Origin of the sequence: Paragemmobacter amnigenus, assembly GCF_009908265.2 — a bacterium.
GTDB classification, from domain to species: domain Bacteria; phylum Pseudomonadota; class Alphaproteobacteria; order Rhodobacterales; family Rhodobacteraceae; genus Paragemmobacter; species Paragemmobacter amnigenus.
On record NZ_JAAATX020000012.1, the window covers coordinates 77,912 to 103,636 of the forward strand.

26 protein-coding genes and 1 tRNA gene are annotated in these 25,725 nt (G+C 67.7%); 11 read left to right on the forward strand and 16 right to left on the reverse strand.

Annotation, left to right across the window (positions count from 1 at the left end):
- Positions 1-56: 56 nt before the first annotated feature.
- From pgi to fabD, 8 genes are all read right to left on the reverse strand, one after another.
- Positions 57-1,658, reverse strand: coding sequence for a glucose-6-phosphate isomerase (gene pgi, locus GU927_RS16560; protein ID WP_161763565.1), 1,602 nt, complete (start codon positions 1,656-1,658; stop codon positions 57-59).
- Between the two features lie 4 nt (positions 1,659-1,662).
- The gene (gene pgl, locus GU927_RS16565) at positions 1,663-2,334 is read right to left on the reverse strand and encodes a 6-phosphogluconolactonase (protein ID WP_161763566.1); all 672 of its coding nucleotides are present in this window, start codon (positions 2,332-2,334) and stop codon (positions 1,663-1,665) included.
- Positions 2,331-3,785, reverse strand: coding sequence for a glucose-6-phosphate dehydrogenase (gene zwf, locus GU927_RS16570; protein ID WP_161763567.1), 1,455 nt, complete (start codon positions 3,783-3,785; stop codon positions 2,331-2,333). The genes pgl and zwf overlap by 4 nt, the downstream gene beginning before the upstream one ends.
- Positions 3,786-3,897: 112 nt before the next feature.
- Positions 3,898-4,836, reverse strand: coding sequence for an arginase family protein (locus tag GU927_RS16575; protein WP_161763568.1), 939 nt, complete (start codon positions 4,834-4,836; stop codon positions 3,898-3,900).
- A 141-nt stretch (positions 4,837-4,977) separates the two neighbouring features.
- On the reverse strand, positions 4,978-5,211 hold the full coding sequence (locus GU927_RS16580; RefSeq protein WP_023666215.1) for an acyl carrier protein: 234 nt from the start codon (positions 5,209-5,211) through the stop codon (positions 4,978-4,980).
- Between the two features lie 179 nt (positions 5,212-5,390).
- Positions 5,391-6,128, reverse strand: coding sequence for a 3-oxoacyl-[acyl-carrier-protein] reductase (fabG, locus tag GU927_RS16585; RefSeq protein ID WP_161763569.1), 738 nt, complete (start codon positions 6,126-6,128; stop codon positions 5,391-5,393).
- A 64-nt stretch (positions 6,129-6,192) separates the two neighbouring features.
- A complete protein-coding gene (locus GU927_RS16590; protein WP_161763570.1) occupies positions 6,193-6,666 on the reverse strand; it encodes an ASCH domain-containing protein in 474 nt (157 codons plus the stop codon).
- A 135-nt stretch (positions 6,667-6,801) separates the two neighbouring features.
- Complete coding sequence (gene fabD, locus GU927_RS16595) at positions 6,802-7,737, reverse strand: ACP S-malonyltransferase (protein ID WP_161763571.1); 936 nt, start codon at positions 7,735-7,737, stop codon at positions 6,802-6,804.
- A gap of 166 nt (positions 7,738-7,903) precedes the next feature.
- Here fabD and GU927_RS16600 point away from each other — a divergent pair, with 166 nt between their 5' ends.
- The 7 genes from GU927_RS16600 (at position 7,904) to GU927_RS16630 (ending at position 13,511) form a co-directional block, all read left to right on the forward strand.
- Positions 7,904-9,328 (forward strand): methyl-accepting chemotaxis protein, encoded by a 1,425-nt coding sequence (locus GU927_RS16600; protein WP_161763572.1) that lies wholly within the window; start codon positions 7,904-7,906, stop codon positions 9,326-9,328.
- A 41-nt stretch (positions 9,329-9,369) separates the two neighbouring features.
- Positions 9,370-9,801 carry a PACE efflux transporter gene (locus GU927_RS16605; RefSeq protein WP_161763573.1) on the forward strand — a complete coding sequence of 144 codons (432 nt, stop codon included), beginning with the start codon at positions 9,370-9,372 and terminating at the stop codon, positions 9,799-9,801.
- A gap of 193 nt (positions 9,802-9,994) precedes the next feature.
- A complete protein-coding gene (rpsF, locus tag GU927_RS16610) occupies positions 9,995-10,453 on the forward strand; it encodes a 30S ribosomal protein S6 (protein WP_161763574.1) in 459 nt (152 codons plus the stop codon).
- A 26-nt stretch (positions 10,454-10,479) separates the two neighbouring features.
- On the forward strand, positions 10,480-10,707 hold the full coding sequence (gene rpsR, locus GU927_RS16615) for a 30S ribosomal protein S18 (RefSeq protein ID WP_023666208.1): 228 nt from the start codon (positions 10,480-10,482) through the stop codon (positions 10,705-10,707).
- A 12-nt stretch (positions 10,708-10,719) separates the two neighbouring features.
- Positions 10,720-11,292: a 50S ribosomal protein L9 gene (gene rplI, locus GU927_RS16620; RefSeq protein ID WP_161763575.1), complete on the forward strand. Its 573-nt coding sequence runs from the start codon at positions 10,720-10,722 to the stop codon at positions 11,290-11,292.
- A 177-nt stretch (positions 11,293-11,469) separates the two neighbouring features.
- Positions 11,470-12,483: a nucleotidyltransferase family protein gene (locus GU927_RS16625; protein ID WP_161763576.1), complete on the forward strand. Its 1,014-nt coding sequence runs from the start codon at positions 11,470-11,472 to the stop codon at positions 12,481-12,483.
- Positions 12,484-12,566: 83 nt separating this feature from the next.
- On the forward strand, positions 12,567-13,511 hold the full coding sequence (locus tag GU927_RS16630) for a DMT family transporter (protein WP_161763577.1): 945 nt from the start codon (positions 12,567-12,569) through the stop codon (positions 13,509-13,511).
- Here the strand turns inward: GU927_RS16630 and GU927_RS16635 are convergent.
- The 4 genes from GU927_RS16635 to GU927_RS16650 form a co-directional block, all read right to left on the reverse strand.
- Complete coding sequence (locus GU927_RS16635) at positions 13,502-14,377, reverse strand: sulfotransferase family protein (protein ID WP_161763578.1); 876 nt, start codon at positions 14,375-14,377, stop codon at positions 13,502-13,504. The genes GU927_RS16630 and GU927_RS16635 overlap by 10 nt on opposite strands.
- 131 nt (positions 14,378-14,508) lie before the next feature.
- A complete protein-coding gene (tig, locus tag GU927_RS16640; protein WP_161763579.1) occupies positions 14,509-15,843 on the reverse strand; it encodes a trigger factor in 1,335 nt (444 codons plus the stop codon).
- 25 nt (positions 15,844-15,868) lie between these two features.
- Positions 15,869-15,953: transfer RNA gene (locus GU927_RS16645), tRNA-Leu, on the reverse strand.
- 229 nt (positions 15,954-16,182) lie between these two features.
- Positions 16,183-17,763: an NAD(P)H-hydrate epimerase gene (locus GU927_RS16650; protein ID WP_161763580.1), complete on the reverse strand. Its 1,581-nt coding sequence runs from the start codon at positions 17,761-17,763 to the stop codon at positions 16,183-16,185.
- Positions 17,764-17,936: 173 nt separating this feature from the next.
- Here GU927_RS16650 and GU927_RS16655 point away from each other — a divergent pair, with 173 nt between their 5' ends.
- The 4 genes from GU927_RS16655 (at position 17,937) to GU927_RS16670 (ending at position 21,826) form a co-directional block, all read left to right on the forward strand.
- The gene (locus tag GU927_RS16655; protein WP_161763581.1) at positions 17,937-18,275 is read left to right on the forward strand and encodes a P-II family nitrogen regulator; all 339 of its coding nucleotides are present in this window, start codon (positions 17,937-17,939) and stop codon (positions 18,273-18,275) included.
- Positions 18,276-18,338: 63 nt separating this feature from the next.
- Positions 18,339-19,748: a type I glutamate--ammonia ligase gene (glnA, locus tag GU927_RS16660; protein WP_161763582.1), complete on the forward strand. Its 1,410-nt coding sequence runs from the start codon at positions 18,339-18,341 to the stop codon at positions 19,746-19,748.
- 210 nt (positions 19,749-19,958) lie between these two features.
- Positions 19,959-20,741: a hypothetical protein gene (locus GU927_RS16665; RefSeq protein ID WP_161763583.1), complete on the forward strand. Its 783-nt coding sequence runs from the start codon at positions 19,959-19,961 to the stop codon at positions 20,739-20,741.
- A 182-nt stretch (positions 20,742-20,923) separates the two neighbouring features.
- Positions 20,924-21,826, forward strand: coding sequence for a hypothetical protein (locus tag GU927_RS16670; RefSeq protein ID WP_161763584.1), 903 nt, complete (start codon positions 20,924-20,926; stop codon positions 21,824-21,826).
- 4 nt (positions 21,827-21,830) lie between these two features.
- Here GU927_RS16670 and GU927_RS16675 read toward each other — a convergent pair whose 3' ends face one another.
- From GU927_RS16675 to purB, 4 genes are all read right to left on the reverse strand, one after another.
- Positions 21,831-22,613, reverse strand: a complete 783-nt coding sequence (locus GU927_RS16675) for a heme-dependent oxidative N-demethylase family protein (protein WP_232489248.1) — start codon at positions 22,611-22,613, stop codon at positions 21,831-21,833.
- Between the two features lie 169 nt (positions 22,614-22,782).
- A complete protein-coding gene (locus tag GU927_RS16680; RefSeq protein WP_232489249.1) occupies positions 22,783-23,841 on the reverse strand; it encodes a FliG C-terminal domain-containing protein in 1,059 nt (352 codons plus the stop codon).
- A 65-nt stretch (positions 23,842-23,906) separates the two neighbouring features.
- Positions 23,907-24,077, reverse strand: coding sequence for an adenylosuccinate lyase (locus GU927_RS16685; RefSeq protein ID WP_161763585.1), 171 nt, complete (start codon positions 24,075-24,077; stop codon positions 23,907-23,909).
- A gap of 174 nt (positions 24,078-24,251) precedes the next feature.
- Positions 24,252-25,553: an adenylosuccinate lyase gene (gene purB / locus GU927_RS16690; protein WP_161763586.1), complete on the reverse strand. Its 1,302-nt coding sequence runs from the start codon at positions 25,551-25,553 to the stop codon at positions 24,252-24,254.
- Between the last annotated feature and the right edge of the window lie 172 nt (positions 25,554-25,725).

Below are 25,725 nucleotides of genomic sequence, written 5' to 3' on the forward strand. Positions count from 1 at the left end.
AAATTTGCAAGAATCTTCGAAGATTTTTGAACCCCGGCGCGATGCGCCGGGGTTTCTCATTTCCGGAACCACGCCGCCAATGCCGCCGTCGATCCGTCCTTGCCCTCAGTCCCCTGCCGCCCCTCCAGCACGGGTTGCAGCGCCAGCGCCAGTTCCTTGCCCAGTTCCACCCCCCACTGGTCATAGGAATTGATGCCGAGGATCACCCCCTCCACGAACACCCGATGTTCATAGAGCGCGATGATCTGGCCCAGAACGAAGGGCGTCAGCTTCTCATAGGCGATCGTCACGCTGGGCCGATTGCCGGGGAACACCCGATGCCGCGCCTGCCGGTCCAGCTCCGCGCCCGTCAGCCCCTTCGCGGCCATGATCGCCCGCGCCTCCTCCAGCGACCGCCCGCGCAACAGCGCCTCGGACTGGGCCAGACAGTTCGACACCAGAAGCACATGCTGATGCGCCAGATGCGCCTCGTGCCCCGCCTTAGCGATCAGGAACTCGCAAGGCACCACCCGCGTGCCCTGATGGATCAGCTGGTAAAAGGCGTGCTGCCCGTTGGTCCCCGGCTCGCCCCAGACCACGGGCCCCGAATGGATCTCCAGATCCGACCCGTCCATCGCCACCCGCTTGCCGTTGCTCTCCATCTCCAACTGCTGAAGATAGGCAGGCAGACGGCTCAGCCGCTGGTCATAGGGCAGCACCGCCCGCGTGGTATGGCCGCATATCTGATTGTGCCAGACCCCCACCAGCGCCAGCAGCACGGGCAGGTTCGCCTCAAACGGCGCCTGCCGGAAATGGTCGTCCATCGCCCGCCCCCCCGCAAGGAAGGCGCGAAAATCCTCCGGCCCCACGGCCAGCATCAGGGCAAGCCCGATCGGCCCCCACATCGAATAGCGCCCGCCCACCCAATCCTCGAACCCGAAGACCCGCGCGGGGTCGATGCCGAAGGCGGCGGTCCTGTCGGCGGCGGTGGACACCGCGGCGAATTGCGCCGCCGGATTGGCCACCTTGCCCGCCATCCAGTCCCGCGCCGTCTGCGCGTTGGTCATCGTCTCGATGGTGGTGAAGGTCTTGGACGCCACGATCACCAGCGTCGTCTCGGGGTTCAACCCCCGCAGCGTGTCGGCGATATGCGCCCCGTCCACGTTCGACACGTAATGGCAGCGCGGCCCGTCATGGTATGGCGCCAGCGCCAGCGTCGCCATCGCAGGGCCAAGGTCCGACCCGCCGATCCCGATATTGACCACATCGGTGATCCGCCCGCCCTGCCCCGTGAACCGCCCCGCGCGCACGTCGCGGGCAAAGGCCTCCATCCGCTCCAGCGTCTCCACCACGGAGGGCACCACGTTCTTGCCGTCCACGATCACCGTGCCATCCAGATTGCGCAGCGCCGTGTGCAGCACCGCGCGCCCCTCGGTGTCGTTGATCCGCTCGCCCGTGAACATGGCGCGGCGCTTGTCGGCCACCCTTGCCGCCTCGGCCAGCGCGACCAGCAGACGCCGCCCCTCGGCGTCGATATTGGTCTTGGACCAGTCCAGCCGCATCCCGTCCGCTTCCGCCGTGAAGGCCGCCGCGCGGTCGCCGCCCGCGAACAGGTCAAGGATGCGCCGCCCCGCCACGGCCTGATGATGCGCGGACAGCGCGTCCCATTCAGCTTTCATCGCCTCACTCCGCCCAATGCACGGTTGCGTTGTCGAGGACGGCGCGCACCGGCGCCTCCTCGGGGGGCAGGGCCAGCGCGCGCTCCAGCGCGTCCCGCTTTTCCTGCCCCGTGATCAGGATATGGATGTTCATCGCCCCCCGCAGCACCGGCGCGGTCAGGGTGATGCGCGGCTCCCCCGCCGCCTCGGCCCGCATCGGCAGCAAGACCGGCGCATCCGCCGCCAACCCCTCGGCCAGCCGGTCCGCCCCGGGAAACAGGCTCGCCGTATGCATGTCCGCCCCCATCCCCAAGAGCAGGACCGAAATCGGCAGATGCGGGCGCAACCCCTCGGCCAGTTCCTCCAGCTTTTCCTCGGGGCTTTCCGCCGCCGCGTAAAGCGGCACCAGCCGCGCCCCCGCCGCCTTGCCGCGCAACAGCCTCTCGCGCAGCAGCCGCGTGTTCGACCGCGGGCTGTCCTCCTCCACCCAGCGCTCGTCGTTCAGGAACACCGCCACATTCGGCCAGTCCAGATCGACGCCGGACAGCGTGTCGAAGATCGGCCCCGGCGTCGTGCCGCCGGGAACGCAGAGAGAGGCCCGCCCCTCCCGCCGCAGGAAATCCGCAAGCTGCCCCGCGATCACATTCGCAAGCCCCAGCATCAGGAATTCGCGGTCGGGATAGGTTTCGAACTTCATCCCCGGATCTCCCGCCAGCGCCGCCCGTCGCGGTGCATCAGCATCAGCGCATCCTCCGGCCCGCTCGACCCCGGATCATAGCCCTGCGGTCTGTCGCCCCGCGCCTCCCATCCCGCGATGATCGGATCGGCCCAGGCCCAGGCCGCCTCCACCTCGTCGCCACGCATGAACAGCGTCTGGTTGCCGCGGATCACATCCATGATCAGCCGTTCATAGGCATCCGGGATATCCTCGGCCTCGGCGCCCAGAGCATCGGCAAAGGACATGTCCAGCGGCACCTGCATCAGACGCATACCCCCCGGCCCGGGTTCCTTGATCATCATCATCAGGTTCATGCCCTCGTTGGGCTGCAACCGGATGACCAGCACGTTCTCGCGCCAGCCCTTGGCATCGTCAAAGATCGAATGCGGCGGTTCCTTGAAGGTGATGGCGATCTCACTCGCCCGTGCCCGCATCCGCTTGCCCGTCCGCAGATAGAAGGGCGTCCCCTTCCAGCGCCAGTTCGAGATATGGCATTTCAGCGCGATATAGCTCTCGGTGCGCGAATTCGGGTTCTCGCTATGCTCGACATAGCCGCCCTGCCCCCCACCGGCAAGGTATTGGCCCCGCACGATATCCTCCGGGCGCACGGGGTCCAGCGCGCGGATGACCTTCAGCTTCTCGTCCCGCACGGCATCGGGGTCGAAATGATAGGGCGGCTCCATCGCGATCAGGCAGAGCAGTTGCATCAGGTGGTTCTGCACCATGTCCCGCATCGCGCCCGACTTGTCGTAATAGGCGCCCCGCCCCTCGACCCCCACGGTCTCGGCAACCGTGATCTGCACATGATCGATGTATTCGGCCTTCCACAGCGGCTCGAACAGAATGTTGGCGAACCGCACCGCCATCAGGTTCTGCACCGTCTCCTTGCCCAGATAATGGTCGATCCGGTAAATCTGGTGTTCGTCGAAATGCTCGGCCAGCACCGCGTTCAGCGCGCGGGCAGAGGCAAGGTCGCGCCCGAACGGCTTTTCCACCACGATCCGCGACCACGCATCCGCGATGCCATGGGCATGCAGCCGTTCCGCAATATCCCCGAACAGCGCCGGCGCGACCGAGAAGTAGAAGGCCCGCACCACATTCTCGCGCATCCGCCCCTTCAGCGCGGCCCAGCCGCCCGTCCCCTTCGCATCGATCGGGACATAGCCCACGCGGTCGAGGAAGGCCGCCACCTGCGCCTTGTCCTGCCGCTCGGCCGGCACGAATTCGGCAATCGCCTCGCCCACCATCGCGCGGAACCCCGCATCGTCCAGATCGGCCCGCGCCGCACCGATGATCCGGCTTTCGGCGGGCATCTGCCCCGCGACAAAGCGGCGGTACAGCCCCGGCAGGATCTTGCGGCGGGCCAGATCGCCCGTACCGCCAAAGATCACCAGATCGAAGGGATCGACCGGAATGACGCGCGAAACCATGGGCAATACTCCCGTTGCATCCAGACCAGAGCGCTTTGTGTTAGCGCTAACGCAGCCGCTTCTACCCCCGCAGGCCCCGCCTGTCTAGCACCCCCGCAACGCGCGGCAAACCTCAGGACTGCCGCGCGATGATCCCCGTCACCCCGGCCAGCATCTGCGCGGCCAGCATGGCGCCCATCCCGTCGATATCGCGGTCGGGCATGAATTCCACCATGTCGAAGGCCGCGATCCGCGCCTTCTCCGCCACCGCCCCCACCAGTTCCATCACCTGCCAGTAGCTCAGCCCCCCCGCCGTCCGCCCGATGGCCGCAGGCATCACCGACGGGTCCAGCGCATCGACATCCAGACAGATCACCACCTCCGCCCCCTCGGGGATCAGGTCCACCGCCCGCCACACACCCGCCCGCGCCACCTCGCCCGCCGGAACGAACTCCACCCCCCAGGCCATGGCGTCGCGCAGGTCCGACATCCGCGCCGACCCGATGCCGCGCTGCCCCACCTGCACGATCCGCTCCACATGGCCCATCTCGCTCGCCCGCCGCATGGTGGACGAAAGGCCCCAGCGTTCCCCCTGCACCTCGTCGCGCCAGTCGATATGCGCGTCGATCTGCAAGACCGTCACCTTCCGCCCCGTGACGGCCAGCGCCTGCAACATCGGGATCGGCACGGAATCATCCCCCCCGATCAGGACGGGCACCGCGCCCCGCTCCAGCACCGTCTCGACCGCCGCCCGCAGCCGTGCGCGATTGCCCGCCGCATCGCCCTCGCGGACCTCGATATCGCCCGCATCGACCGCGACCACCCCCTCGGGCAGCACCGGCCCGCCCAGATCGAAATCCACATGCGCCAGATTCGCCGCATAGGCCGCCCCCGCCGCGCGGATCGCCGCAGGCCCCCCCGCGCAATAGAACCCCACCGACGGATAGGGCGTGCAGCCCGCAGCCCCGAGGATCGCCACCTTCGCCTCCAGCGCCGCCAGATCACGGCAGGCGGGCAGGCCCATGAAGGTCTCCACCCGCCCCGCCCCGAACATCGCCCCCAAAGTCGCCATGGCCATCCCTCCGCAGGTTTCGGCCCATCCTCGCCGCCCGCCTGCCGATTCTGCACCCCTTTTCCGCAGCGCATGGCGCAAAAAGCAAAACGGGCGCCCGCAGGGGCGCCCGTTCAGCTATCTGTCCTGTCCGGTGACGGATCAGGCGGCTTCCGAGATGAACTTCACCGCGTCGCCGAAGGTCTGGATGGTCTCGGCGGCGTCATCCGGAATCTCGATCCCGAATTCTTCTTCAAAAGCCATGACCAGTTCCACGGTGTCGAGCGAGTCCGCGCCCAGATCGTCGATGAACGAGGCGTTCTCGGTCACCTTGTCCTCTTCGACGCCCAGATGCTCGACGACGATCTTCTTCACGCGTGCGGCGATGTCGCTCATGTCTTGTCCTCTTTCCACGTTGCGGGAAGGATTCCCGTCCCTTGTCCCTGCCCCGAAAGGCCCCTTTCCCGTGTCACGATACGGGAAGGCCGGGTTTCATCCCGGCCCTTTCGCCGCGCCTATAGCAAGGGCGTTCCCGCAAGGCAAACGCTTTCCTTGGGCCACAGGCGCGCGCAGGATCAGACCATGTCCATCCCGCCATTCACATGCAAGGTGGCCCCCGTCACATAGGCCGCCTCCTGCGAGGCCAGATAGACCACCGCCGCCGCGATCTCGGCAGGCTCGCCCATGCGCCCTGCGGGAACGGCGGTCAGGATGCGGCCCTTCTGCTCGTCATTCAGCTTGTCGGTCATGGCCGTCGCGATGAACCCCGGCGCCACCACGTTCACCGTGATCCCGCGGCTCGCCACTTCCGCCGCCAGCGACTTCGACAGGCCCAGAAGCCCCGCCTTCGACGCCGAATAGTTCACCTGACCGCCATTGCCGGTGGTGCCCACCACCGACCCGATATTCACGATCCGCCCCCAGCGCGCCTTCATCATGCCCCGCACCGCGGCACGGCACAGCCGGAAGGTCGAGGTCAGGTTCACGTCCATGACCGACAGCCAGTCCTCGTCGCTCATCCGCATGACCAGCCCGTCGCGCGTGATGCCCGCATTGTTCACAAGGATGTCGACCGCCCCCATCGCCTCGGCCGCCCGCTTCACCAGCCCCTCGACCTCTTCCGCCACCGACAGGTTGCAGGGCAGCACATGCGCCCGCCCGCCCAACTCGGCGGCCAGCGCCTCCAGCGGCTCCACCCGCGTGCCCGACAGCCCGACCGTCGCGCCCGCCTTGTGCAGCGCCCGCGCGATCTCGGCCCCGATCCCGCCCGATGCACCGGTCACCAGCGCCGCCTTACCCGTCAGATCGAACATGCCTTGCTCCCTCACAAGAATTTTGCCCGTTGTCCTAGCAGCATCCCGCCGCCCGCGCCACCCGTCAGGCCCGCCCTGCCGGAAAGGCGCCCGCCTCTGCCACTTCCGCCGCCACATGGCCCGACGCCGCCGCCTCCAGCACCGGATCCAGAACCGCGACCAGCCGGAACTCCTCGCACCACAGCCACATATCCGGCGAAAAGCCCCCCGCGCGACGGAAATAATCCTCATGCGCCGCCCGCCAAAAGGCCAGCGATCCGTCCCCCTCGCCCTCGGTCGCCGCAAAATCCGCGTCGATGTCGCAGAACCGCCGCCGCCCCACCGTCACCGTCTCGATCACCGCCACCGCGCGCCCCGCGACCGTGACAGCCCAGAGCATCCCCGACACCGTCGGGTTCTCCTCCCGCCCGTCCCAGACCGTCGCCCGCTTGCGCCCCGCGATCACCAGCGCCGCCAGCCGCTCCTGCAACCCATCCGAACGATAGCAACAGCAAGGCAGCGTCCCGAACCCCGCCACCTCCACGACATCATCCGCCATTTTCCGTCCTCAAATATCCTCAGGGGGAGTCGCCGCACGGCGACGGGGGCAGAATGCCCCCCGACCCGAGCCGGAGCGGATGCGGAGGCGCGACACAAGCCATGCGGCGGCACGCCGCTCCGCTTCGACCCGCCCTCAGCCCTTGGCGGCCAGCACGTCCTCGGGCGTCGCGACTGCCCGCGTCACCACCTCGCCCGACACGATCCGCTTGACCATCCCCGACAGCGCCTTGCCCGCGCCGATCTCCCAGAACTCGGTCACGCCCGCGCCCGCCATCCACTGCACGGATTCGCGCCAGCGCACCGATCCCGTCACCTGCGCGACCAGCAGGTCGCGGATGCGGTCGGGCTCCGTCACCGCCTCGGCCCGCACGTTCACGACGACGGGCACCACGGGCTTGCCGATCACCACGGCGGCCAGCGCCTCGGCCATCACCCGCGCGGCGGGCTGCATCAGCGCGCAATGGAAGGGCGCGGAGACAGGCAGGATCAGCGCGCGCTTGGCGCCCTTGGCCTTGGCGATCTCCACCGCCCGCTCCACCGCCGCCTTGTGGCCCGACACCACCACCTGCGCGGGGTCGTTGTCATTGGCAGCCTGACAGACCTCGCCCTGCGCGGCCTCGGCGGCGACGGCCACCGCCGCCTCGTAATCCAGCCCCAGCAGCGCGGCCATGGCCCCCACGCCCACCGGCACCGCCTCCTGCATGGCGCGGCCCCGCACGCGCAACAGCCGCGCCGCATCCGATACCGAAATCGCCCCCGCCGCCGTCAGCGCCGAATATTCCCCCAGCGAATGCCCCGCGACAAAGGCCGCATGCGAGGCGACCGAGATCCCCTCCGCCTCCAGCGCCCGCACGGCGGCCAGCGATGTCGCCATCAGCGCGGGCTGCGCGTTCTGGGTCAGGGTCAGCTCGGCAATATCCCCCTCCCAGATCAGCGCGGACAGCTTCTCTCCCAGCGCGGCATCCACCTCGTCAAAGACCGCCCGCGCCGCCGGATAGGCCTCGGCCAGCGCGCGCCCCATCCCGATGGCCTGCGCCCCCTGTCCCGGAAATACGAATGCACGGCTCATGGCCCACCCTCCAGCTTGTCACCCGCGCCGCAGCGCCCTTGCCGCCCCGCATAGCCCAAAGCCGCCCCCCCGTGCAATCATGCGTCCCGTTCTCACATTTTTCACCCCGCCGCCGTTTCCGACGCCGTGCAAGTGCACGGTGATGCCAGTTCAGGAAAGGTTTGCGATGAAAGACCTCGACCACTCCCCGCCCGACGAAGGGAAAGATGACCATGCCGCCGATGGCGCCGTCCGCGTCATCGCCGCCGAAGTGGGCACGCTTTCCGTCTCGCTTGCCGATGCCTCCGGCGCGGTCGAGGATGTGGACAGCCTGATGGCGCGGCAGGTCGCGACCCTCTCCGCCATCCACGACATTTCCGACGCACTCGCGCAAGGGAACGAGGCCGTCCGCGTCGCCGCCGCCGCCGCCCTTGCCGCCACCGCCAGCGCGCGCCAGACCGTGGGCGACGGCGAGGCGCGCATCGCCACAGCCCTTGCCAATGTCACCACTCTGGCCGATCAGGCCGCCCTTCTGGGCGCGCGGGTCGAGGCGCTGACAACCACCCTCTCCCTCGTCGCCCGCGCCGCCTCGGACATCGACGCCATCGCCCGCACCACCAACCTCCTCGCCCTCAACGCCTCGATCGAGGCCGCCCGCGCCGGTTCCGCAGGACGCGGCTTCATGGTCGTGGCGCAAGAGGTAAAACAGCTTTCGGGCCGCACGCAGGAAGCCACCCACCGCATCGGCGACACGCTGGGGCTGCTCGGCAAGGAAATCACCGCGCTGGCGCAGGAAGGCCGCACCGCCGCCACCCGCGCCACCGGCCTGCGCCGCGAGACGGGCAGCATCGCCGAGGTGATGCACGACATCGACGGCGCCGTCCGCGCCATAGCGGAGCGTCAGGACGAGATCACCGCCAAGACCGAGGACGCCGCCCGTCAGGTCGCCGCCACGCGCGGCAGCATCGAAGGCATCGAAACCGGCGTGGGCGAGGCCGCACAGCGCCTTGGTGCCGCGCGCGGTCGCCTGTCCGAACTGCTCGGCGCCAGCGAACGCCTCGTCTCGGCCACCGCGCGGCTCGGTGTCGAAACCGTCGACACCCCCTTCATCGAAGCCGTCCAGCAGGGCGCAGCCGAGATCGCCACCGCCTTCGCCACGGCGATCGCCAACGGGCGCATCACCACGGTCGACCTGTTCCGGCACGTCTACACGCCCATTCCGGGCACCGATCCGGAACAGGTCACGGCCCCCTTCACCCCGCTCTGCGACCTGCTCCTTCCGGCGATACAGGAACCCATGCTGCGCCTGTCGCCCCGCATCGTCTTTTGCGCGGCGGTGGATGTGAACGGCTACCTGCCCACCCATAACCGCATCTTCTCGCACCCCCAGCGACCGGGCCAACCGGCATGGAACGCCGCCAACTGCCGCAACCGCCGCATCTTTGCCGACCGCGTCGGCCTTGGCGCGGGGCGCAGCACCACGCCCTTCCTGCTGCAATCCTACCGCCGCGACATGGGCGGCGGGCAATTCGCCCTGATGAAGGACGTCTCGGCCCCGATCGTGGTGCAGGGCCGCCACTGGGGCGGCCTGCGCCTTGCCTACAAGGTCTGACACGGCTTGCGGCGCGCCATGGGGCGGGCCATACCCGCCCCATGGCCCTGCATGACCGCCCGAAACTCCGCCGCCTGATCTATGCCACCTCCTTCGAGGCGGGCGGCGTGCTCATGTCCACCGCGCTCATGCTCGCCATGGCCGAAACCAGCGCGGGCTCCTCCCTCGTCTTTTCCGTCCTCTGCTCCACCGTCGCCATGCTCTGGAACCTCGCCTTCAACGCCCTGTTCGAGGCGTGGGAGTCCCGCCAGACCACCCGTGGCCGCAGCCTCGCCCGCCGCACCGCCCATGCCCTCCTGTTCGAGGCGGGTCTCCTCCTTGCCCTCCTGCCGCTCACCGCATGGTGGTTCGCCGTGCCGGTCCTGACCGCGCTCGCCTATGAAGGCGTGCTGATCGTGGCCTTCCTGATCTACACATGGGCCTTCACCTGGGCCTTCGACCGCCTCTTCGGCCTGCCCGCCTCGGCCCGCTGACCGCCCGCCCCCGCGCGCGGCAGGGCGCGCGGCAGGGGACACAGGAGGGCGCGCTTGCATCCCTGCCGCCTTTCTGTATAAGGCCCCATCCTTTCCGCATTCACGTGAACCGGCGCAGCCTCTCGTGGACGGGCCGCGGAAGGGCCGAATGCCCGCCCTATGAAATGCGCCTCGAAGAAGAACTGGAGTGAACATGGCTCTTTACGAGCATGTCTTCATCGCGCGCCAGGACCTTTCCAACGCGCAGGCCGAAGGCCTCATCGAACATTTCTCCACGGTTCTCGCGGACAACGGCGGCAAGGTCGTCGAGTCGGAGTACTGGGGCGTCAAGACGATGGCCTACAAGATCAACAAGAACCGCAAGGGCCACTACGCCTTCCTGAAATCGGACGCCCCCTCGGCTGCCGTGCAGGAAATGGAACGCCTGATGCGCCTGCATGACGACGTGATGCGCGTGCTGACCATCAAGGTCGACGCGCACGGCGAAGGCCCGTCGGTGCAGATGCAAAAGCGCGACGAGCGTGAGCGTGGCGACCGTGGCGACCGTCCCGAGGGCGGCTTTGGCGGTGGCGAACGCCGCGAGCGCAGCTTCGGCGACCGTCCCGACCGTGGTGGCGACCGCGGTGGTGACCGCGGCGGCTTCCGTCGTTGATCAGGCCCAGGAAAGGACCATAAACCATGGCGAACAAACCGTTTTTCCGCCGCCGCAAGGTCTGCCCCTTCTCGGGCGACAATGCTCCTGCGATCGACTACAAGGACGTCCGTCTGCTCCAGCGCTACATCTCCGAGCGCGGCAAGATCGTCCCGTCCCGCATCACCGCGGTCTCGGCCAAGAAGCAGCGTGAACTGGCGCAAGCCATCAAGCGCGCCCGCTTCCTCGCCCTGCTGCCCTACGCCGTGAAGTAAGGAGAGACAGATATGCAAGTCATCCTGCTCCAGCGCGTGGCCAAGCTTGGCCAGATGGGTGAAGTCGTCAACGTCAAGGACGGCTACGCCCGCAACTTCCTGCTGCCGCAAGGCAAGGCGCTCCGCGCCTCGGAAGCCAACATCAAGTCCTTCGAGGCCAAGAAGGCCCAACTCGAGGCCAACAACCTCGAGACCAAGAAGGAAGCCGAAGCCGTCGCAGCCAAGCTCGACGGTCAGGCCTTCGTCGTGATTCGCTCGGCCTCGGACGCCGGCGCGCTCTACGGCTCCGTCACCACCCGTGACGCCGCCGATGCCGCCACCGCCGCGGGCTTCACCGTGAACCGCGCGCAGGTCGTTCTGGACCGCCCGATCAAGGACCTCGGCCTGCACTCCGTCTCGGTCGTGCTGCACCCCGAAGTCGCCGTCCGCATCACGCTCAACGTGGCGCGCTCGACGGAAGAGGCCGAACTGCAGGCCTCGGGCAAGTCGATCCGCGAACTGGCGGCCGAAGCCGAAGCCGCAGCCGATTTCGAAATCGCCGAACTCTTCGACGATATCGGCGGCGCGGCGTCGGAAGACGCATAAGCCAGACCTACGGCATGACAACAAGAAACCGCGCGGGGCACCCCGCGCGGTTTTTCTTTGCGGGGCCGCCCCTGTACAACAAACACTGCCAGATGTTGCACATGGGAAATGGACTACAGTTTTGACTTTTGTAGTCCACCTTGCTATGGACTACGAAACATAAAACCGTAGTCCACGATGCGCCCTCACAGCCCAACCGCCATCGCAGCCCACACAGACCTCCTCCGCCTGTTGCGCGAGGATGATGCGGCACAGATCACCGGCGCGCCCTTCCTCGAAAGACGCGGCAACCGTGCCTATTGGTATGAAACACTCCGTATCGGCACGACCGTACGCAAGCGCTACATCGGCGAGGATACGGCCGAAACCGCCGCCCTTGTCGCCCGCGCCCGCGAACTTGCCGCCACGCGCGCAGAACGCGCCGCACATCGCAGCCGCCTGATCCGCATCCTGCGCGCCGAAGGCTTCCTTTCGCCCGACCGCACCACGGGCGCGCTTCTCAATGCCATGGCCCGCACGGGCGTCTTCCGCCTTGGCGGAACGCTGGTCGGCACCCACGCCTTCCGCCATTACGAAGGCGAGCTTGGCATCGCCATCCCCTTCGATCAGGCCGCCCAGACCGACGACCTCGACATCGCGCAATTCGAACGCCTCTCGCTCGCCCTCGACGACCATGTCGACGAACCGCTCTCCGACACCTTCCGCGACCTCTCCTTCGCCCCCGTCCCCACGCTGGACGGAACCGCCGTCTGGCGATGGAAGCAGTCCGGCACCGACAGCCTTGTCGAATTCCTCACCCCCTCCTTCCGCCCCGAGGAAGACATCCGCGACCTGCCCGCCCTCGGCGTCTCGGCGCAGTCGCTGCATTACCTCAACTACCTGATCGCCGAACCGATCAAGGCCGCCGCCCTCTACCGCTCCGGCGTGCTGATCCAGATCCCCCGCCCCGAACGCTTTGCCATCCACAAGCTCATCGTGGCCGACCGCCGCCGTGGCGGACCCGACCAGATCAAATCCCGCAAGGACCGCGCGCAGGCGGCCTTCCTCATCCGGATCCTGTCCGAAGACCGCCCCGAAGACCTGCGCGAGGCGTGGGAGGATGCCCGTTCCCGCGGCACCCGCTGGCAGGCGCGCATCGACGCCTCGCTCGCACGGATGCCCGACACCGCCGCCCTGCTTGCCGCGCTCTGACCGCCAAGCGCGACATCCCCGTGTCGCACCCGACGAAGCCGCCCCCGCCCGCGCCCCCTAGCCTGCACGGGCGAGGAGAGCGCATGACCCCCACCACACATCCCCCGTCCGCCCAGAACGCCAAGGGCGTCGCCTTCCTGATCGCAGGCGTGGCGGTGTTTTCCGTGCAGGACCTGATCCTGAAACTGCTTTCGGGCGACTATCCCCTGCATCAGGCGATGGTGCTGCGCTCGCTCACCGCCATCCCCTTCCTTCTGCTCCTTGTCCATTGGGAAGGCGGCCTCGGCTCGCTGTTCACCAAGGGCACACGGGCGATGATCGGGCGCGGCGTGGTCATGTTCGCCGCCTATACCGCCTATTACCTCGCCCTCGCCGCCCTGCCCATGGCGACCACCGTCGCGCTCTATTTCTCCGCCCCGCTCTTCATCACGATCCTCTCGGTCTTCTTCCTGTCCGAACGGGTCGGCCCCCGCCGCTGGGCCGCACTGATCGCGGGCTTTGCCGGCGTGCTCATCATGGTCCGGCCGGGGGGAGAGCTTTTCGATTGGGCCGCCCTCCTGCCCGTCCTGTCGGGCTTCACCTATGCCGTCTCGATGATCGCCGCCCGCCGTCTGGGCAGCACCGAAACCGCTTCGGCGCTGGCCTTCTGGGGCAATGCGGTCTTTCTGGCCGCCGCCCTTGCCATGTCCGCCGTTCTGGGCAGCGGCGCCTATGACGATGGTGGCGCGGCCCATCCGGCGCTGGCCTTCCTCTTGCGCGGCTGGGTCACGCCCACGCCCTTCGACCTGATGCTGATGATGTCCTGCGGCATCATCGCCGCCGCCGGCCTGACACTCCTCACCCAAGCCTACCGCATCGGCGAGGCATCGGTCGTCACGCCGCTGGAATATACCGGCCTGCTCTGGTCGGTCATCTACGGCTGGGTGTTCTGGCGCCAATGGCCCAGCCTGCCGGACTGGACCGGCATCGCCATCATCATCGGCGCGGGGCTCTACATCCTCTGGCGCGAGGCGCGGCCTCAGACCTGACGCGCCGCCACCAAAGCCCGCGCCCGCGCATAAAGCTCCTGATCCAGTTCGTAGAGCGGCAGCAGCACATCCCGCGCCAGCGTATTCCGCACCGACAGGACCGAAGACTTCGACGCCCCCTCGAACACCGCGCTTGCCGCGATCTTCGTACCCGTCAGCCGCGCGATTGTGCGTTGCAGGTCAAGCTGCTCCTCGCAGAACCCCACCACCGCAAACCGTTCCAGTTCGCGGAAGGCCACATCCACATCCTTCGGCGTGATATGCTTGACCAGCGCCGACATCGTACCGGTGACAAGCATCCGGACCTGCAGATTGTCAAAGCCGCTGTCGATCAGCCGCAGCCGGTTGCTGAACCGGTCCAGCCCCGACCGCGAGGTGAAATCCGCCCGCACCACCTCTTCGGCCAGCGTGCGTGCCGACGGGCCATAGACCGCCGCCCCCTCAGGCCCGATCTCGGCCAGCCGGTTGATCTGCGACACCAGCCGCGCCCAGGGGTTCCGCAGCATCGTCACCCGCTGGTAGTCCCCCGCCCCCGCGAAATGCAGCCAGCGCACCAGCGGCAACGAGGCGACGACGCAATCCGTCACCACGGGTTTTGCCTGACCGTCAAGGATCGCATCCAGCCGCGCCTGCGCCTCGCAGGTCACGCCCGCAGGGCCATAGACCCGTTCCAGAAAGCGCGTCACGCTTGCCCCGCCACAGCGCGGAATGTGCAGGTAGAATACCGCCAGCCGCTTGCCTTCGGGCTGGAAAGGCGCGATCCGCCCCCGCCCCTGCGGGCGCGATGTGCTGCGCCATGCCGGCAGCACCCCCTCGATCCCCGTCCTGATCGACACGGCTTCTGCGGCCTTCATATCCGTCGTCATCACTCGCATCACTACCCGACCTTGCCACTCGTTACGCGGGACGCGCCGGAAAAACAAAGCGCGGGATGCGATCCGCACCCCGCGCAAAGCCTGTGACGGGGCCGGGACGCACCGTCCCGGCGACCGATTTATCACATTTCGTCAAGCGCTTCGATTGCTTTTTGCAACTCGTCCTTGGCGACCTCTTTCTCGGTCACCATGGCACCCGCCACGATGTGGTCGACGACCTTGTCCTCGAAGATCGGCGCGCGCAGCTGCTGCTGCACCTGCTGGTTCTTCTGGACGAACTCGAAATAGGCGCGCTCCTGACCCGGATAGTTGCGGGCCTGCGCCAGCACGGCCTGCGTCATCTCGGCATCGGTCACCGTCACCTCGGCCTTGCGGCCCACTTCGGCCAGCAAGAGGCCCAGACGCACGCGGCGCTCGGCCAGCGTCTTGTGCTCGTCCGTCGGCTCGATATTGCCGTGGTTGTGGCCGTGCTCGTGCGGGTTTTCCTCGTGCCACAGCTGGTGCGCGATCTGCGACGCCTCGGCCTCGACCAGACGGGCGGGCAGGTCGAACTTCACCTGCGCGTCCAGCTGGTCCAGCAGGGCCCGCTTCAGCACCGCGCGCGAGGCGCCCTTGTATTCCGCCTCCAGACGCTCGGCGATCTGGCCCTTCAGCGCGGCCAGATCCTCGGCCCCGAACTTCTTGGCCAGCTCGTCATCGATCTCGGCCGCCTTCGGCTCCTTCACGGCCTTGACCGTGCAGGCAAAGACGGCGGCCTTGCCGGCCAGATGCGCCGCGCCATACTCGGCCGGGAAGGTCACGTTGACCGACACCTCGTCACCGACCTTGGCACCGACCAGCTGGTCCTCGAAGCCCGGGATAAAGGACTTCGACCCCAGAACCAGCGGGTAATCCTCGGCCGAACCGCCCTCGAACAGCTCGCCATCGACCGAGCCCTTGAAGTCGATCACGATCTGGTCGCCGTCCTTGGCCTTGGCGCCCTTCTTGCGGTCCTCGAAGGACTGCGCGGTGGCGGCCAGATTCTTCAGCGCCTCTTCCACATCGGCATCGGCAGCCTTCACGACCAGCTTTTCCAGCACGATCTTGCCCGCATCCACATCCGGGATCGGCGGCAGCGCCTCGTAGGACATCTCGACGACGACATCCTTGCCCTCGGCCCAGGTCTCGCCATCGACCATCTTCACCTCGGGCTGCAGCGCGGGGCGGTCACCGGTCTTGTCGAAATGGTCCTTCATGGCGCCGTCGATGGCGTCCTGCATCGCGTCGCCCAGCAGGCGCTGGCCGAACTGCTTTTTCAGGATCGCCAGCGGCACCTTGCCCTTGCGGAAGCCCTTCATCTCGATCTCGGGCTGCGCCTCGACCAGCTTTTCCTGAACCTTCGCGTCCAGCTCGGCCGCCGTCACCGTGATGGTGTAGGCGCGCTTCAGACCTTCGTTCAGGGTCTCGGTGACCTGCATTGTTCCGTCCTTCTCATCTCATCCCTGGTGCGGGTGGAGGGACTTGAACCCCCACGCCTCACGGCGCCAGAACCTAAATCTGGTGCGTCTACCAGTTTCGCCACACCCGCAAATTGCCCAAAGCCCGCACGTCCGTCCCCCTCGGGTCCGGCCCGCACGCGCCCTGAAAATTCCGCGCCCTTCTAGCAAAGCGCCAAGGGGGATGCGAGAGGAAAATGCCCGCGAAATCTGTCGCAGATTTCGCGCCGTTTCCTGACGCAGGAAACGGCCCCCGACCGACCGCCACAAAGCGGAATTTGCGTCAAATTCCGCCGCGAATTCTGCGCCAGAATTCGCCCCTCACACCCCCAGCCGCCGGAACACCGCAGGCAGCATCTCGGGCAGATCCTCGGCAATCAGCCCCGGCCCGAACTCCCGCGCGCATTCCACATGCAGCCAGGCCCCCGTGCAGGCCGCATCAAAGGGCGCAAACCCCCGCGACATCAGCCCCGCGATGAACCCCGCCAGCACATCCCCCGATCCCGCCGTCGCGAGCCAAGGCGCCGCCCGCTCGTAATGCGCCGAATTCACCGCACAGCGCCCATCCGGCGCGGCGATCACCGTATCCGCCCCCTTGAACAACACCACACACCCCGCCCGAACTGCGGCCTCGCGCGTCGCATCCACCTTGGAATAGGCAGGCCCCGCCACCGCAGGCGCCGCCAACTTCTCCGCAATATCCGGAAACAGCCGCGCGAACTCCCCGCCATGCGGCGTCAGCACACAGCCCCCATGCAGCGCCCCGAACAACGCCGCCTCCCGCGACAAGATCGTCAGCGCGTCGGCATCCAGCACCAAACCCCGTCCCGGGCTTGACCCGGGACCTCCACCACCACCCACACGACCACTGGCCGAGAGGTCCCGGGTCCAGCCCGGGACGGGCGCTCCCAAGGCCGCCGCCACCAACCCCGCCTCCCGCGCCCCGGTCCCAAACCCCGGCCCCAGACAGACCGCCCCGATCCGCCCATCCTCCAGCACGACCGCCAGCCCCGCCCCATCCTCGACCACCCGCAGCATCACCGCATCCAACCGCGCCGCGTTCTCCCCCAGCGCCTCGCCCGGACAACCCACCGTCACAAGCCCCGCACCCATCCGCAAAGCGCCCCGCGCCGCCAGCCGCGCCGCGCCCCCGCGCCCCACGGGCCCGCCCAGCACAAGCGCCGCCCCGTTGCCGAATTTGTGCGCCCCCTGCCGCTTCCCCAGCCGCAGCCCTTCGGGCGGACCCACCAACGGCACCCCTCCCCCGCCCTTAAGCCCGATATCCGCCACCACCAGCTTGCCGCAGCACTCCGGCCCAACCCCGAGGAAATGCCCCAGCTTCGGTGCGTGAAACGTAACCGTCAGCTCCGCAACATATCTCGGCTCCACGCTCTGCCCCGTGTCCGCCATCAGACCGGATGGAACATCCACCGCCACCCGCCGCGGCGCACAGCCCAGAAACTCCTCATTCAGCGCACTGACTTCCAGCCCGCGCGTCATGCCGATGCCGAACAGAGCATCAACCATGACGTCGAACCCGTCACGCGCCGGATGAAACGTCACGAAGGGCGTGATCACCCCGCCCGCCGCTTCCCACTGCGCCCGCATCGCCCGCGCATCCGGCCCCTGACGTGCCAGATCGTCCCACGCGTAGCAGGTCACCTCCCACCCCCACTCCTTCAGCAGCCGCGCCACCACGAACCCGTCGCCGCCATTGTTCCCCGGCCCGCACAGCACCACCGCCCGGAACGACCCCGCCGCAAGCTCCGGCCATTCCTCAAAGATCGCCTCCACGACCCCCCGCCCGGCCCGCTCCATCAGCTCCAGCCCGGTCACCGCGCCGCTCGCAATCGCCGCCGCCTCGATGGCGCGCATTTGTGCAGAAGTCAGAAGCTCGGCCATCCCACCGCCCAATCCGTTCGCAAACCGCCCATCAAAAAGACGCTTTGCACAAAATTTAATCACACCCCTCCGAAACCGCCCCATAACGGCGACACAGGTCGGAAGTGCAATTGTCCCTCCCCAGCAGAAATGATCATACCGACAGAGACAAGGTTCCCGGGGGAGAGTCGGCCATGAAGAAGATCGAGGCGATCATCAAACCGTTCAAGCTGGACGAGGTGAAGGAAGCCCTTCAGGAAGCCGGCATCCAGGGCCTTTCCGTCACCGAAGTCAAAGGCTTCGGCCGCCAGAAGGGCCATACCGAACTCTACCGCGGCGCCGAATATGTCGTCGACTTCCTGCCGAAGGTGAAGATCGAAGTCGTCCTCACCGACGACATGGTCGACACCGCGATCGAGGCGATCATCGCCGCCGCCCGCACCGACAAGATCGGCGACGGCAAGATCTTCGTCTCGCCCGTCGAACAGGCCATCCGCATCCGCACCGGCGAAACCGGCGACGACGCGGTCTGATGAACACCGACCGCCCCGCAAGGCGGAACGGAACCTGAAACACCCAAACCGAAAGGCATCATGATGAGCGCAGTAAAGAATGCTCTGAAGCTGATGAAGGACGAGGAAGTCGAATATGTCGACATCCGCTTCACCGACCCCAAGGGCAAGCTTCAGCACGTCACCCTCGTGGCCGACCTCGTGGATGAGGACTTCTTCGAGGAAGGCTTCATGTTCGACGGCTCCTCCATCGCCGGCTGGAAGTCGATCGACCAGTCCGACATGAAGCTGATCCCCGATGCTTCCTCGGTCTATATCGACCCGTTCTACGCCGAAAAGACGATGTGCGTGCATTGCAATGTCGTCGAACCCGACACGGGCGAAGCCTATAGCCGCGACCCGCGCGGCACGGCGATGAAGGCCGAAGCCTACCTGAAATCCTCGGGCATCGGCGACGCCTTCTACTGCGGCCCCGAAGCCGAATTCTTCATCTTCGACGACGTCCGCTATCAGGTCAGCCCGAACAAGGTCTCCTACCAGCTCGACGCCGAAGCGGCGGCCTGGAACACCGACACCGTGATGGAAGGCGGCAACCTCGCCCATCGCGCGGGCTACAAGGGCGGCTACTTCCCCGTCAACCCGATCGACGAGGCGCAGGACATCCGCGGCGAGATGCTCTCGACCATGAAGCGCATGGGCATCAAGGTCGACAAGCACCACCATGAAGTGGCGACCTGCCAGCACGAACTGGGCATGATCTTCGGTGGCCTCACCGAACAGGCCGACAACATCCAGAAATACAAATACGTGATCCACAACGTGGCCCACGCCTACGGCAAGACCGTGACCTTCATGCCCAAGCCCATCAAGGGCGACAACGGCTCGGGGATGCACGTGAACATGTCGATCTGGAAGGACGGCAAGCCGCTCTTCGCGGGCGACAAATACGCCGACCTCAGCCAGGAGGCGCTGTGGTTCATCGGCGGCATCCTGAAGCATGCCAAGGCGCTGAACGCGATCACCAACCCGTCGACCAACTCCTACAAGCGCCTGATCCCGGGCTTCGAGGCACCGGTCCTGCGCGCCTACTCCGCCCGCAACCGGTCGGGCTGCGTCCGTATTCCGTGGACCGAAAGCCCGAAGGCCAAGCGCGTCGAGGCCCGCTTCCCCGATCCGTCGGCCAACCCCTATCTGGCCTTCGCAGCACTCCTGATGGCCGGTCTTGACGGCATCAAGAACAAGATCGACCCGGGCCCGGCTTCGGACAAGGACCTGTACGATCTGCCGCCGGAAGAACTGGCCGCCATCCCCACCGTCTGCGGCTCGCTCCGCGAGGCGCTGGAGGAACTGGAAAAGGACATGGACTTCCTGCTTGCAGGCGACGTGTTCACCAAGGACCAGATCGAAGGCTACATCGCGCTGAAGTGGGAAGAGGTCTACGCCTTCGAACACACGCCGCACCCGATCGAGTACCAGATGTACTACTCCTGCTGATCCGGCGGGACAGGGACAGGAAAGGGCCGCCTTCGGGCGGCCCTTCTCCATTCCGACACAGTCTTTCCACAGCCACGGGGCGGCCCGCCCCATCCTTCGGAACGTGACCTACCTTTAATTGCAGGGTTTCCCGCGGGCCCTTCCACGGAAAGGACAAAATCTGGTCACGATTCGATGCTTCCTTGGCCACGAAGCCAGGGGGCAGCCATCATGCTCGACAGTGAAACACCCTTCCTGCCCGATCCCGATGCCGGAACCGCCGCGGCGGCGGGGCCGCTGCGCCTGCCTGCTCCGGCACCGGCGCAGCTTCCCGCAGCGGGCGTCACGCCCCGCCGGCCGCTCCGCTTCACCTTCGCCCGCACCGTCGATGACAGCCCCGCCCTGCCGCTGCCTTTGCCCGACCTGTTCGAAGGGGTCTTCGACAGCCCCGACCGCGACGCCGGGGACGACCGCATCCGCCGCAGCCGCGCCCGCGCCCGCGCCCTTCTCGACGCGCGCGAGGCAGCGCTCGACCCCGCCGCCCGCAATCTCTGGCACGACGACGGGCAAGAGGACGACACGGCCGGAACCGCCGCCACATCCGCCCTGCCCGACGCCCCCGCGGCAGCCCCGCCCGCAGAAACCGGCCGCCGCCGCATCCGCCACCTGACCGCCGCCGATCTTGCCCGCGACAGGGCACGGCGCAACGCCCCCGCGCCACAGGCGCACGAGGCGATCACCGACCCCCTGCGCGACCGCCTGCGCGACCTGCGCTGCGTGCTCTACAGCCGGGACGATGACATGCCCGCGCCCCGCACGCGCGCGCCCCTTCCCGAACGGCTCACCGCCATGGTCCTCACGCTGGTCTTGCTGGTCGCCGCCCTGCCCGTCGGTCTCGCGCTCGGCATCCTGTCGCTCTTCCGCGGGCCGGACCTGCGCCTTTCGGCACAGGCCGTGACCGTGGTCGGCATCGTCTCCTCCCTCTGGCACGGCCTCGTCACGATCCCGCTCTGACCGTTGCCACGGCGCGAACAACCCCGCACCGCTTCGGCGGAAAACGGCGCATCCGGCACCAATTCGGGCATGAATGGGGCAGAACCCGCAAAAACCCGCGGCGAATTCCACAAACTGATCCGAATATCGGCACAATTAACCATCATCTTGGGGTTGAGCAGACCGCAACGGGAGAGGGCGCCATGGCCTTCGATGACAGCACGATCGCCCAGTTCGTCTTTGACCGCGACCCCGCGCTCAATCTCGGCCTGCTGGTGTCCGAGCTGGACGCCGCCCTCGAACGGTCCGGCGCAGGGCGGCGCAGCGTCACATGGGATGGCGACGACCTCGCCTTCCTCGATCTGGACGGCGCGCGCTTCACCCTTTCCTATACCGGCGAGACCGCGCCCGGACTGCCCAGCAGCCTGATGCTCTCGGTCGGCCCCACGCCCGCCCTGCGCGGCCTGCCCCCCGATCCGCGCCATTATCACGAACTCTGCCACCTGATCGCAGACCGCCTGCGCGCCCGCTTCGCCCCGCGCGAAACCCTCTGGCATCAGGTCGCAGGCCCCGTCACCGCCGATCTCGTGGACGACCTCTTCGACCGCCTGCCCGACCTTTCGGGCGACATCCCCGCCCCCCCCATCGTCCGCCGCGCCCTCCGGTCCGACGCCATCCGCGCCTTCCCCGAGGCCGACATGCCCGCCAGCTTCGTCGAAAAGGCCATGGCCATACGCGCCGCCAAGGCCGAACGCGCCCGCGCCACCGCGGCACAGCCCGCGCGCAGCCGCGCCCCCGAACCGGCCAACAGCCAGCCCGACCTGCCGCGCCGCGCCGCCCCCGAACTCGACCGCGTCCGCACCGCCCTCTACCCGCAGGACGAAGAGACGCCGGCCGAAAATGTCCGCATGCGCCTCGCGGCGACCACGCTCGACGTGACCATGCTGATCGTCTACCTGCCCATGGGCGCGGCGATGCTCACCTGCTCGCTCCTGCGCGGCGGCAATGTCACCCAATCCGCCCGCATGATGGCGCTGGCCTGCACCGCGCTCGGCCTCGGCCACGCCTTCGGGCTCGGCCTCCCGCCCACGCTCTCGCTGCTCTGACCGCTCACAGCCCCGCCGCTTCCAGCCCGTCGCGCTCCGCCTCCGACAGGCTCTCCATCCGCACCAGATAGGTGTGGATGGAAAACAGCACCGCCCCCGTCTCCGGCAGCCGCATCAGGCATTGCCGCTCGGACCGCAGATAGTCCCGCCGCTGCGGGCGCGGGCGCGTCTCATGCTCCATCCGCGGCTGGTGCAGTTCCGCATCGTCATAGACCAGCGCGTTGTACCGCTCCAGCACCTGCCCCGCCCGCAACCCGTCGAACAGCCGCTGCACCCGCCGCTCCAGATCGCCCGCGTAATGCGTCACGGGCCGGTGGATGCCCAGAAGCGGCCTGCCCATCTTCTGCGAAAGCATCCAGCTTGCCGGAAAGCACAGCACCGCGCCTGTCAGCACATGCCCCTCCGGCCCCTCGGCCAGCAGGCACAGATCCTCCTGCACCAGCCGCCCCAGCGTCACCAGCGGCCAGCGCGGATCCAGCGGCACCACCACCCCGTCCGGCCGCCGCACGCGATCCGCCCCGATCTCGTAATCCCCGTCCTCCGCCAGCCGCGCCAGCACCCGCCGGTAAAGCTCCTCCGCCGCCGCCCGCCCCTCGGGCAACAGCGCATGGACCAGCGGTTGCCGCGTCGCGATCAGCCAGTCGCGCCGCGCCATCTGGCCCGCAAAGGCCTCGTCCCGCCGCAGCCAGTCCTCCGCCCCGCAGGGCCGCATCCCGGGCAGCCGCGCCAGGGCAGGCACCATCCACGGCGCCAGCGGCAATCTGTCCTGCAAGACGGGGTTCTCCATGCCCCATGCCTATCCCCCCGCACCACGCCAGACAAGCCCGCCGCAGCCTCACGCAGAACCTCAGAATACCCATCCAACCACCTGATATAGCGGATAATCCCGAAACCCCACATCACCACCCGCGCCCGATTTTTCGCAGAAAAATCGCCCCCCGAGCCACCGACAGTCCCTACTCTTCCCGCTTCATCGCGATCTCCCCCGCCGCCTCCAGCTGCCGCACCGCCGACACCACCGCCGCAAAGGCCGCATCCGCGTCTTTCGCAGGCGGCACGGCCCGCCCCTCCATCTCGTCGCGGAACTGCTGCACCATGCGCGGCGACAGCGCGGCAAAGATCGCCTCCACCACCCCCGCCAGCGCCTCGTCCGCCTGCGCCGCGACAAGGGCCGTCACCAGTACCCCCGGCTCCACCGCGCGCAGCACACGCGGCAGGTCGCGCGGGGCCACCCGCGCGGGGATATGGGCAAAGGTGAAGATGGCCTTCCTCACCTGCTCGGCAAAACCCCTGTCCTCCTCCTCCAGCCCCGCCAGCACCTCCTCGCGCGTGGCGCTGGGAGAGACGTTCAGGATTGCCCCCATCCGGTCCACCGGCCCCGCGGCAAAGGCCCGCTCCGGCCGCGCCTCCAGTTGCGCCACCAGCGACCGCCCGATCCGGCGCAGCGTGTCGGGCGCGATCCCCCCCGTCCGCGCCATGGCCAGCGCCACCCGCCGCGCCCGGTCCCCCGGCATCAGCGCCAGCACCTCCGCCGCCCGCCCCACGGGCAGCGTCGACAGCGCCACCGCCGCCGTCTCTGCCGCCTCCTCGGCCAGCAGCGGCAGCAACTCCTCCGCCGACAGCGCCCCGATCCGCTCCCAGGGATCGGCCCGCGCGGTGCTGTCGGCCATCCGCCGCAGCCTGCTCGCCACATTGGCCGAGATATGCCCGTCGATCAGCGACAGCGCCCCGTCCAGCCCCTCGGGAAAGCTCAGCCCCGCCGCATCCAGCGCGGCCAGAAACTCCTCCACCACCGCCGCCATCGTGGCGCGGTCCACCAGCCCCATCCGTGCCATCTGCTCGGCCAGCCGCGCCTGATGCCCCTCGGGCAGCGCGCTCAGCGGCAGCGACGCGCCCTCGGACAGCAGAAGCCGCACGATGATCGCCGCCTTTTCGACAGGGGTGGTGGGTCGCGGCACCAGATCGCCCAGCGCCACAGGGCGGGCCAGCGCCACGCCGGTATCATCCTTCATCATGCCCCCGTCCGGTTGGATGCGTTACGGACAGGGTAAAAGGGCCGGATTAACCGGCCCTTACCAACTCACGAAGTGGTCTGCGGCACGCAGGTGCCCGTCGCCGCGTCATAGACCGTGCCTTCGACACAGCTCGACGCCGAGATATTGGTCTTTTCGCTGTTGCACCCACCCCCGGCAAGGGCAAGCCCCGGTGCCGCAGCCAGCACAAGGGCGATGAGCGTCGTCTTGATCTTCATGGGGTCGTCCTTTCTTTCGCAAATGGCTTTCGTCAGGGCGACCGGCCGTCGGAAAATCCGCATCCGGTGCGTATCGAAAAGCCTAACATGGAATCGCAAAAGACAAGGGCGGAAAAATCCGCCCCTGCGCGATCCCCTGCGCGAACCCGCTCAACCCTGCGTTATCGCGGCAGGTCAGCCGAAGACGCGGGCAAAGATCGTGTCGACATGCTTGGTGTGATAGCCCAGATCGAACTTCTCCTCGATCTCGGCAGGGCTCAGCGCCGCCGTCACCTCGGCATCGGCCAGAAGCTCGGTCTTGAAATCCGCGCCCTTCTCCCAGACCTTCATCGCGTTGCGCTGCACCAGACGATAGGCATCCTCGCGGCTGACGCCGGCCTGCGTCAGGGCCAGCAGCACCCGCTGCGACATGACCAGCCCTTTGAACTTGTTCATGTTCTTCAACATGTTCTCGGGGTAGACCACCAGCTTCTCCACCACCCCGGCCAGACGGTGCAGCGCGAAATCCAGCGTGACGGTCGTATCCGGCCCGATGGCGCGTTCCACCGACGAATGGGAAATGTCCCGCTCATGCCACAGCGCCACATTCTCCAGCGCCGGAATGACCGACATCCGCACCAGCCGCGCCAGCCCCGTCAGGTTCTCGGTCAGCACCGGATTGCGCTTGTGCGGCATCGCGCTCGACCCCTTCTGCCCGGGCGAGAAATACTCCTCCGCCTCAAGCACTTCGGTCCGCTGCATGTGCCGGATCTCGATGGCGATATTCTCGATCGACGACGCAATCACCCCCAGCGTGGCAAAGAACATCGCATGCCGGTCGCGCGGGATCACCTGGGTCGAGATCGGCTCGGGCTCCAGCCCCATCATCTTGCAGACATGTTCCTCGACGCGCGGATCGATATTGGCGAATGTCCCCACCGCGCCCGAAATCGCCCCCGTCGCCACCTCGGCCCGCGCCGCCTCCAGCCGCTTGCGGTTGCGCGCCATCTCCGCATAGAACCGCGCGAAGGTCAGACCCATGGTCGTGGGTTCGGCGTGGATGCCGTGGCTGCGCCCGATCCGCACCGTATCCTTGTGCTCATAGGCCCGCGCCTTCAGCGCCGCCAGCACCCGGTCCACGCCCTTCAGCAGCAGGTCCGCCGCCCGCACCAGCTGCACGTTCAGCGTCGTGTCCAGCACATCCGACGACGTCATCCCCTGATGCACGAAACGCGCCTCGTCATTCCCGATGATCTCGGCCAGATGCGTCAGGAACGCGATCACGTCATGCTTCGTCACGGCCTCGATCTCGTCGATCCGCGCCACGTCAAACGTCACATCCTTCGCCTTCCACACGGCCTCGGCATTGGCCTTGGGGATCACCCCCAGCGCGGCCTGCGCGTCGCAGGCATGGGCCTCGATCTCGAACCAGATGCGAAAACGGGTCTGCGGCTCCCAGATGGCAACCATATCGGGACGGGAATAGCGGGGGATCATCGCGGCCTCGTGTCAGGATGGGCAGGTCGCGGCCCCCTTACGCCCTGATCCGCCCCGTGACAAGGCAACACGACACAGGCAAAGGTCAGCCCCCCGCCACCCCGCCCCTTCATCTCGGCCCAAATACCCACAGGGGGTGAATGGGTCGCAGACCCAGAGGGGGCGCGTGCGC

Excerpts from the sequence above, each read along its gene's own strand:
- GU927_RS16670 (WP_161763584.1), top strand. The coding sequence starts at position 20,924 with ATGGCCTTCGATGACAGCACGATCGCCCAGTTCGTCTTTGACCGCGAC.
- GU927_RS16630 (WP_161763577.1), top strand. The coding sequence starts at position 12,567 with ATGACCCCCACCACACATCCCCCGTCCGCCCAGAACGCCAAGGGCGTC.
- GU927_RS16665 (WP_161763583.1), top strand. The coding sequence starts at position 19,959 with ATGCTCGACAGTGAAACACCCTTCCTGCCCGATCCCGATGCCGGAACC.
- tig (WP_161763579.1), bottom strand. The coding sequence starts at position 15,843 with ATGCAGGTCACCGAGACCCTGAACGAAGGTCTGAAGCGCGCCTACACC.
- pgi (WP_161763565.1), bottom strand. The coding sequence starts at position 1,658 with ATGAAAGCTGAATGGGACGCGCTGTCCGCGCATCATCAGGCCGTGGCG.
- GU927_RS16575 (WP_161763568.1), bottom strand. The coding sequence starts at position 4,836 with ATGGCGACTTTGGGGGCGATGTTCGGGGCGGGGCGGGTGGAGACCTTC.
- glnA (WP_161763582.1), top strand. The coding sequence starts at position 18,339 with ATGAGCGCAGTAAAGAATGCTCTGAAGCTGATGAAGGACGAGGAAGTC.
- GU927_RS16675 (WP_232489248.1), bottom strand. The coding sequence starts at position 22,613 with ATGGAGAACCCCGTCTTGCAGGACAGATTGCCGCTGGCGCCGTGGATG.
- rpsF (WP_161763574.1), top strand. The coding sequence starts at position 9,995 with ATGGCTCTTTACGAGCATGTCTTCATCGCGCGCCAGGACCTTTCCAAC.
- GU927_RS16590 (WP_161763570.1), bottom strand. The coding sequence starts at position 6,666 with ATGGCGGATGATGTCGTGGAGGTGGCGGGGTTCGGGACGCTGCCTTGC.
- GU927_RS16680 (WP_232489249.1), bottom strand. The coding sequence starts at position 23,841 with ATGATGAAGGATGATACCGGCGTGGCGCTGGCCCGCCCTGTGGCGCTG.
- GU927_RS16625 (WP_161763576.1), top strand. The coding sequence starts at position 11,470 with ATGCGCCCTCACAGCCCAACCGCCATCGCAGCCCACACAGACCTCCTC.
- pgl (WP_161763566.1), bottom strand. The coding sequence starts at position 2,334 with ATGAAGTTCGAAACCTATCCCGACCGCGAATTCCTGATGCTGGGGCTT.
- GU927_RS16635 (WP_161763578.1), bottom strand. The coding sequence starts at position 14,377 with ATGACGACGGATATGAAGGCCGCAGAAGCCGTGTCGATCAGGACGGGG.
- rpsR (WP_023666208.1), top strand. The coding sequence starts at position 10,480 with ATGGCGAACAAACCGTTTTTCCGCCGCCGCAAGGTCTGCCCCTTCTCG.
- GU927_RS16685 (WP_161763585.1), bottom strand. The coding sequence starts at position 24,077 with ATGAAGATCAAGACGACGCTCATCGCCCTTGTGCTGGCTGCGGCACCG.
- fabD (WP_161763571.1), bottom strand. The coding sequence starts at position 7,737 with ATGAGCCGTGCATTCGTATTTCCGGGACAGGGGGCGCAGGCCATCGGG.
- GU927_RS16580 (WP_023666215.1), bottom strand. The coding sequence starts at position 5,211 with ATGAGCGACATCGCCGCACGCGTGAAGAAGATCGTCGTCGAGCATCTG.
- zwf (WP_161763567.1), bottom strand. The coding sequence starts at position 3,785 with ATGGTTTCGCGCGTCATTCCGGTCGATCCCTTCGATCTGGTGATCTTT.
- fabG (WP_161763569.1), bottom strand. The coding sequence starts at position 6,128 with ATGTTCGATCTGACGGGTAAGGCGGCGCTGGTGACCGGTGCATCGGGC.
- purB (WP_161763586.1), bottom strand. The coding sequence starts at position 25,553 with ATGATCCCCCGCTATTCCCGTCCCGATATGGTTGCCATCTGGGAGCCG.
- GU927_RS16655 (WP_161763581.1), top strand. The coding sequence starts at position 17,937 with ATGAAGAAGATCGAGGCGATCATCAAACCGTTCAAGCTGGACGAGGTG.
- GU927_RS16650 (WP_161763580.1), bottom strand. The coding sequence starts at position 17,763 with ATGGCCGAGCTTCTGACTTCTGCACAAATGCGCGCCATCGAGGCGGCG.
- GU927_RS16605 (WP_161763573.1), top strand. The coding sequence starts at position 9,370 with ATGGCCCTGCATGACCGCCCGAAACTCCGCCGCCTGATCTATGCCACC.
- rplI (WP_161763575.1), top strand. The coding sequence starts at position 10,720 with ATGCAAGTCATCCTGCTCCAGCGCGTGGCCAAGCTTGGCCAGATGGGT.
- GU927_RS16600 (WP_161763572.1), top strand. The coding sequence starts at position 7,904 with ATGAAAGACCTCGACCACTCCCCGCCCGACGAAGGGAAAGATGACCAT.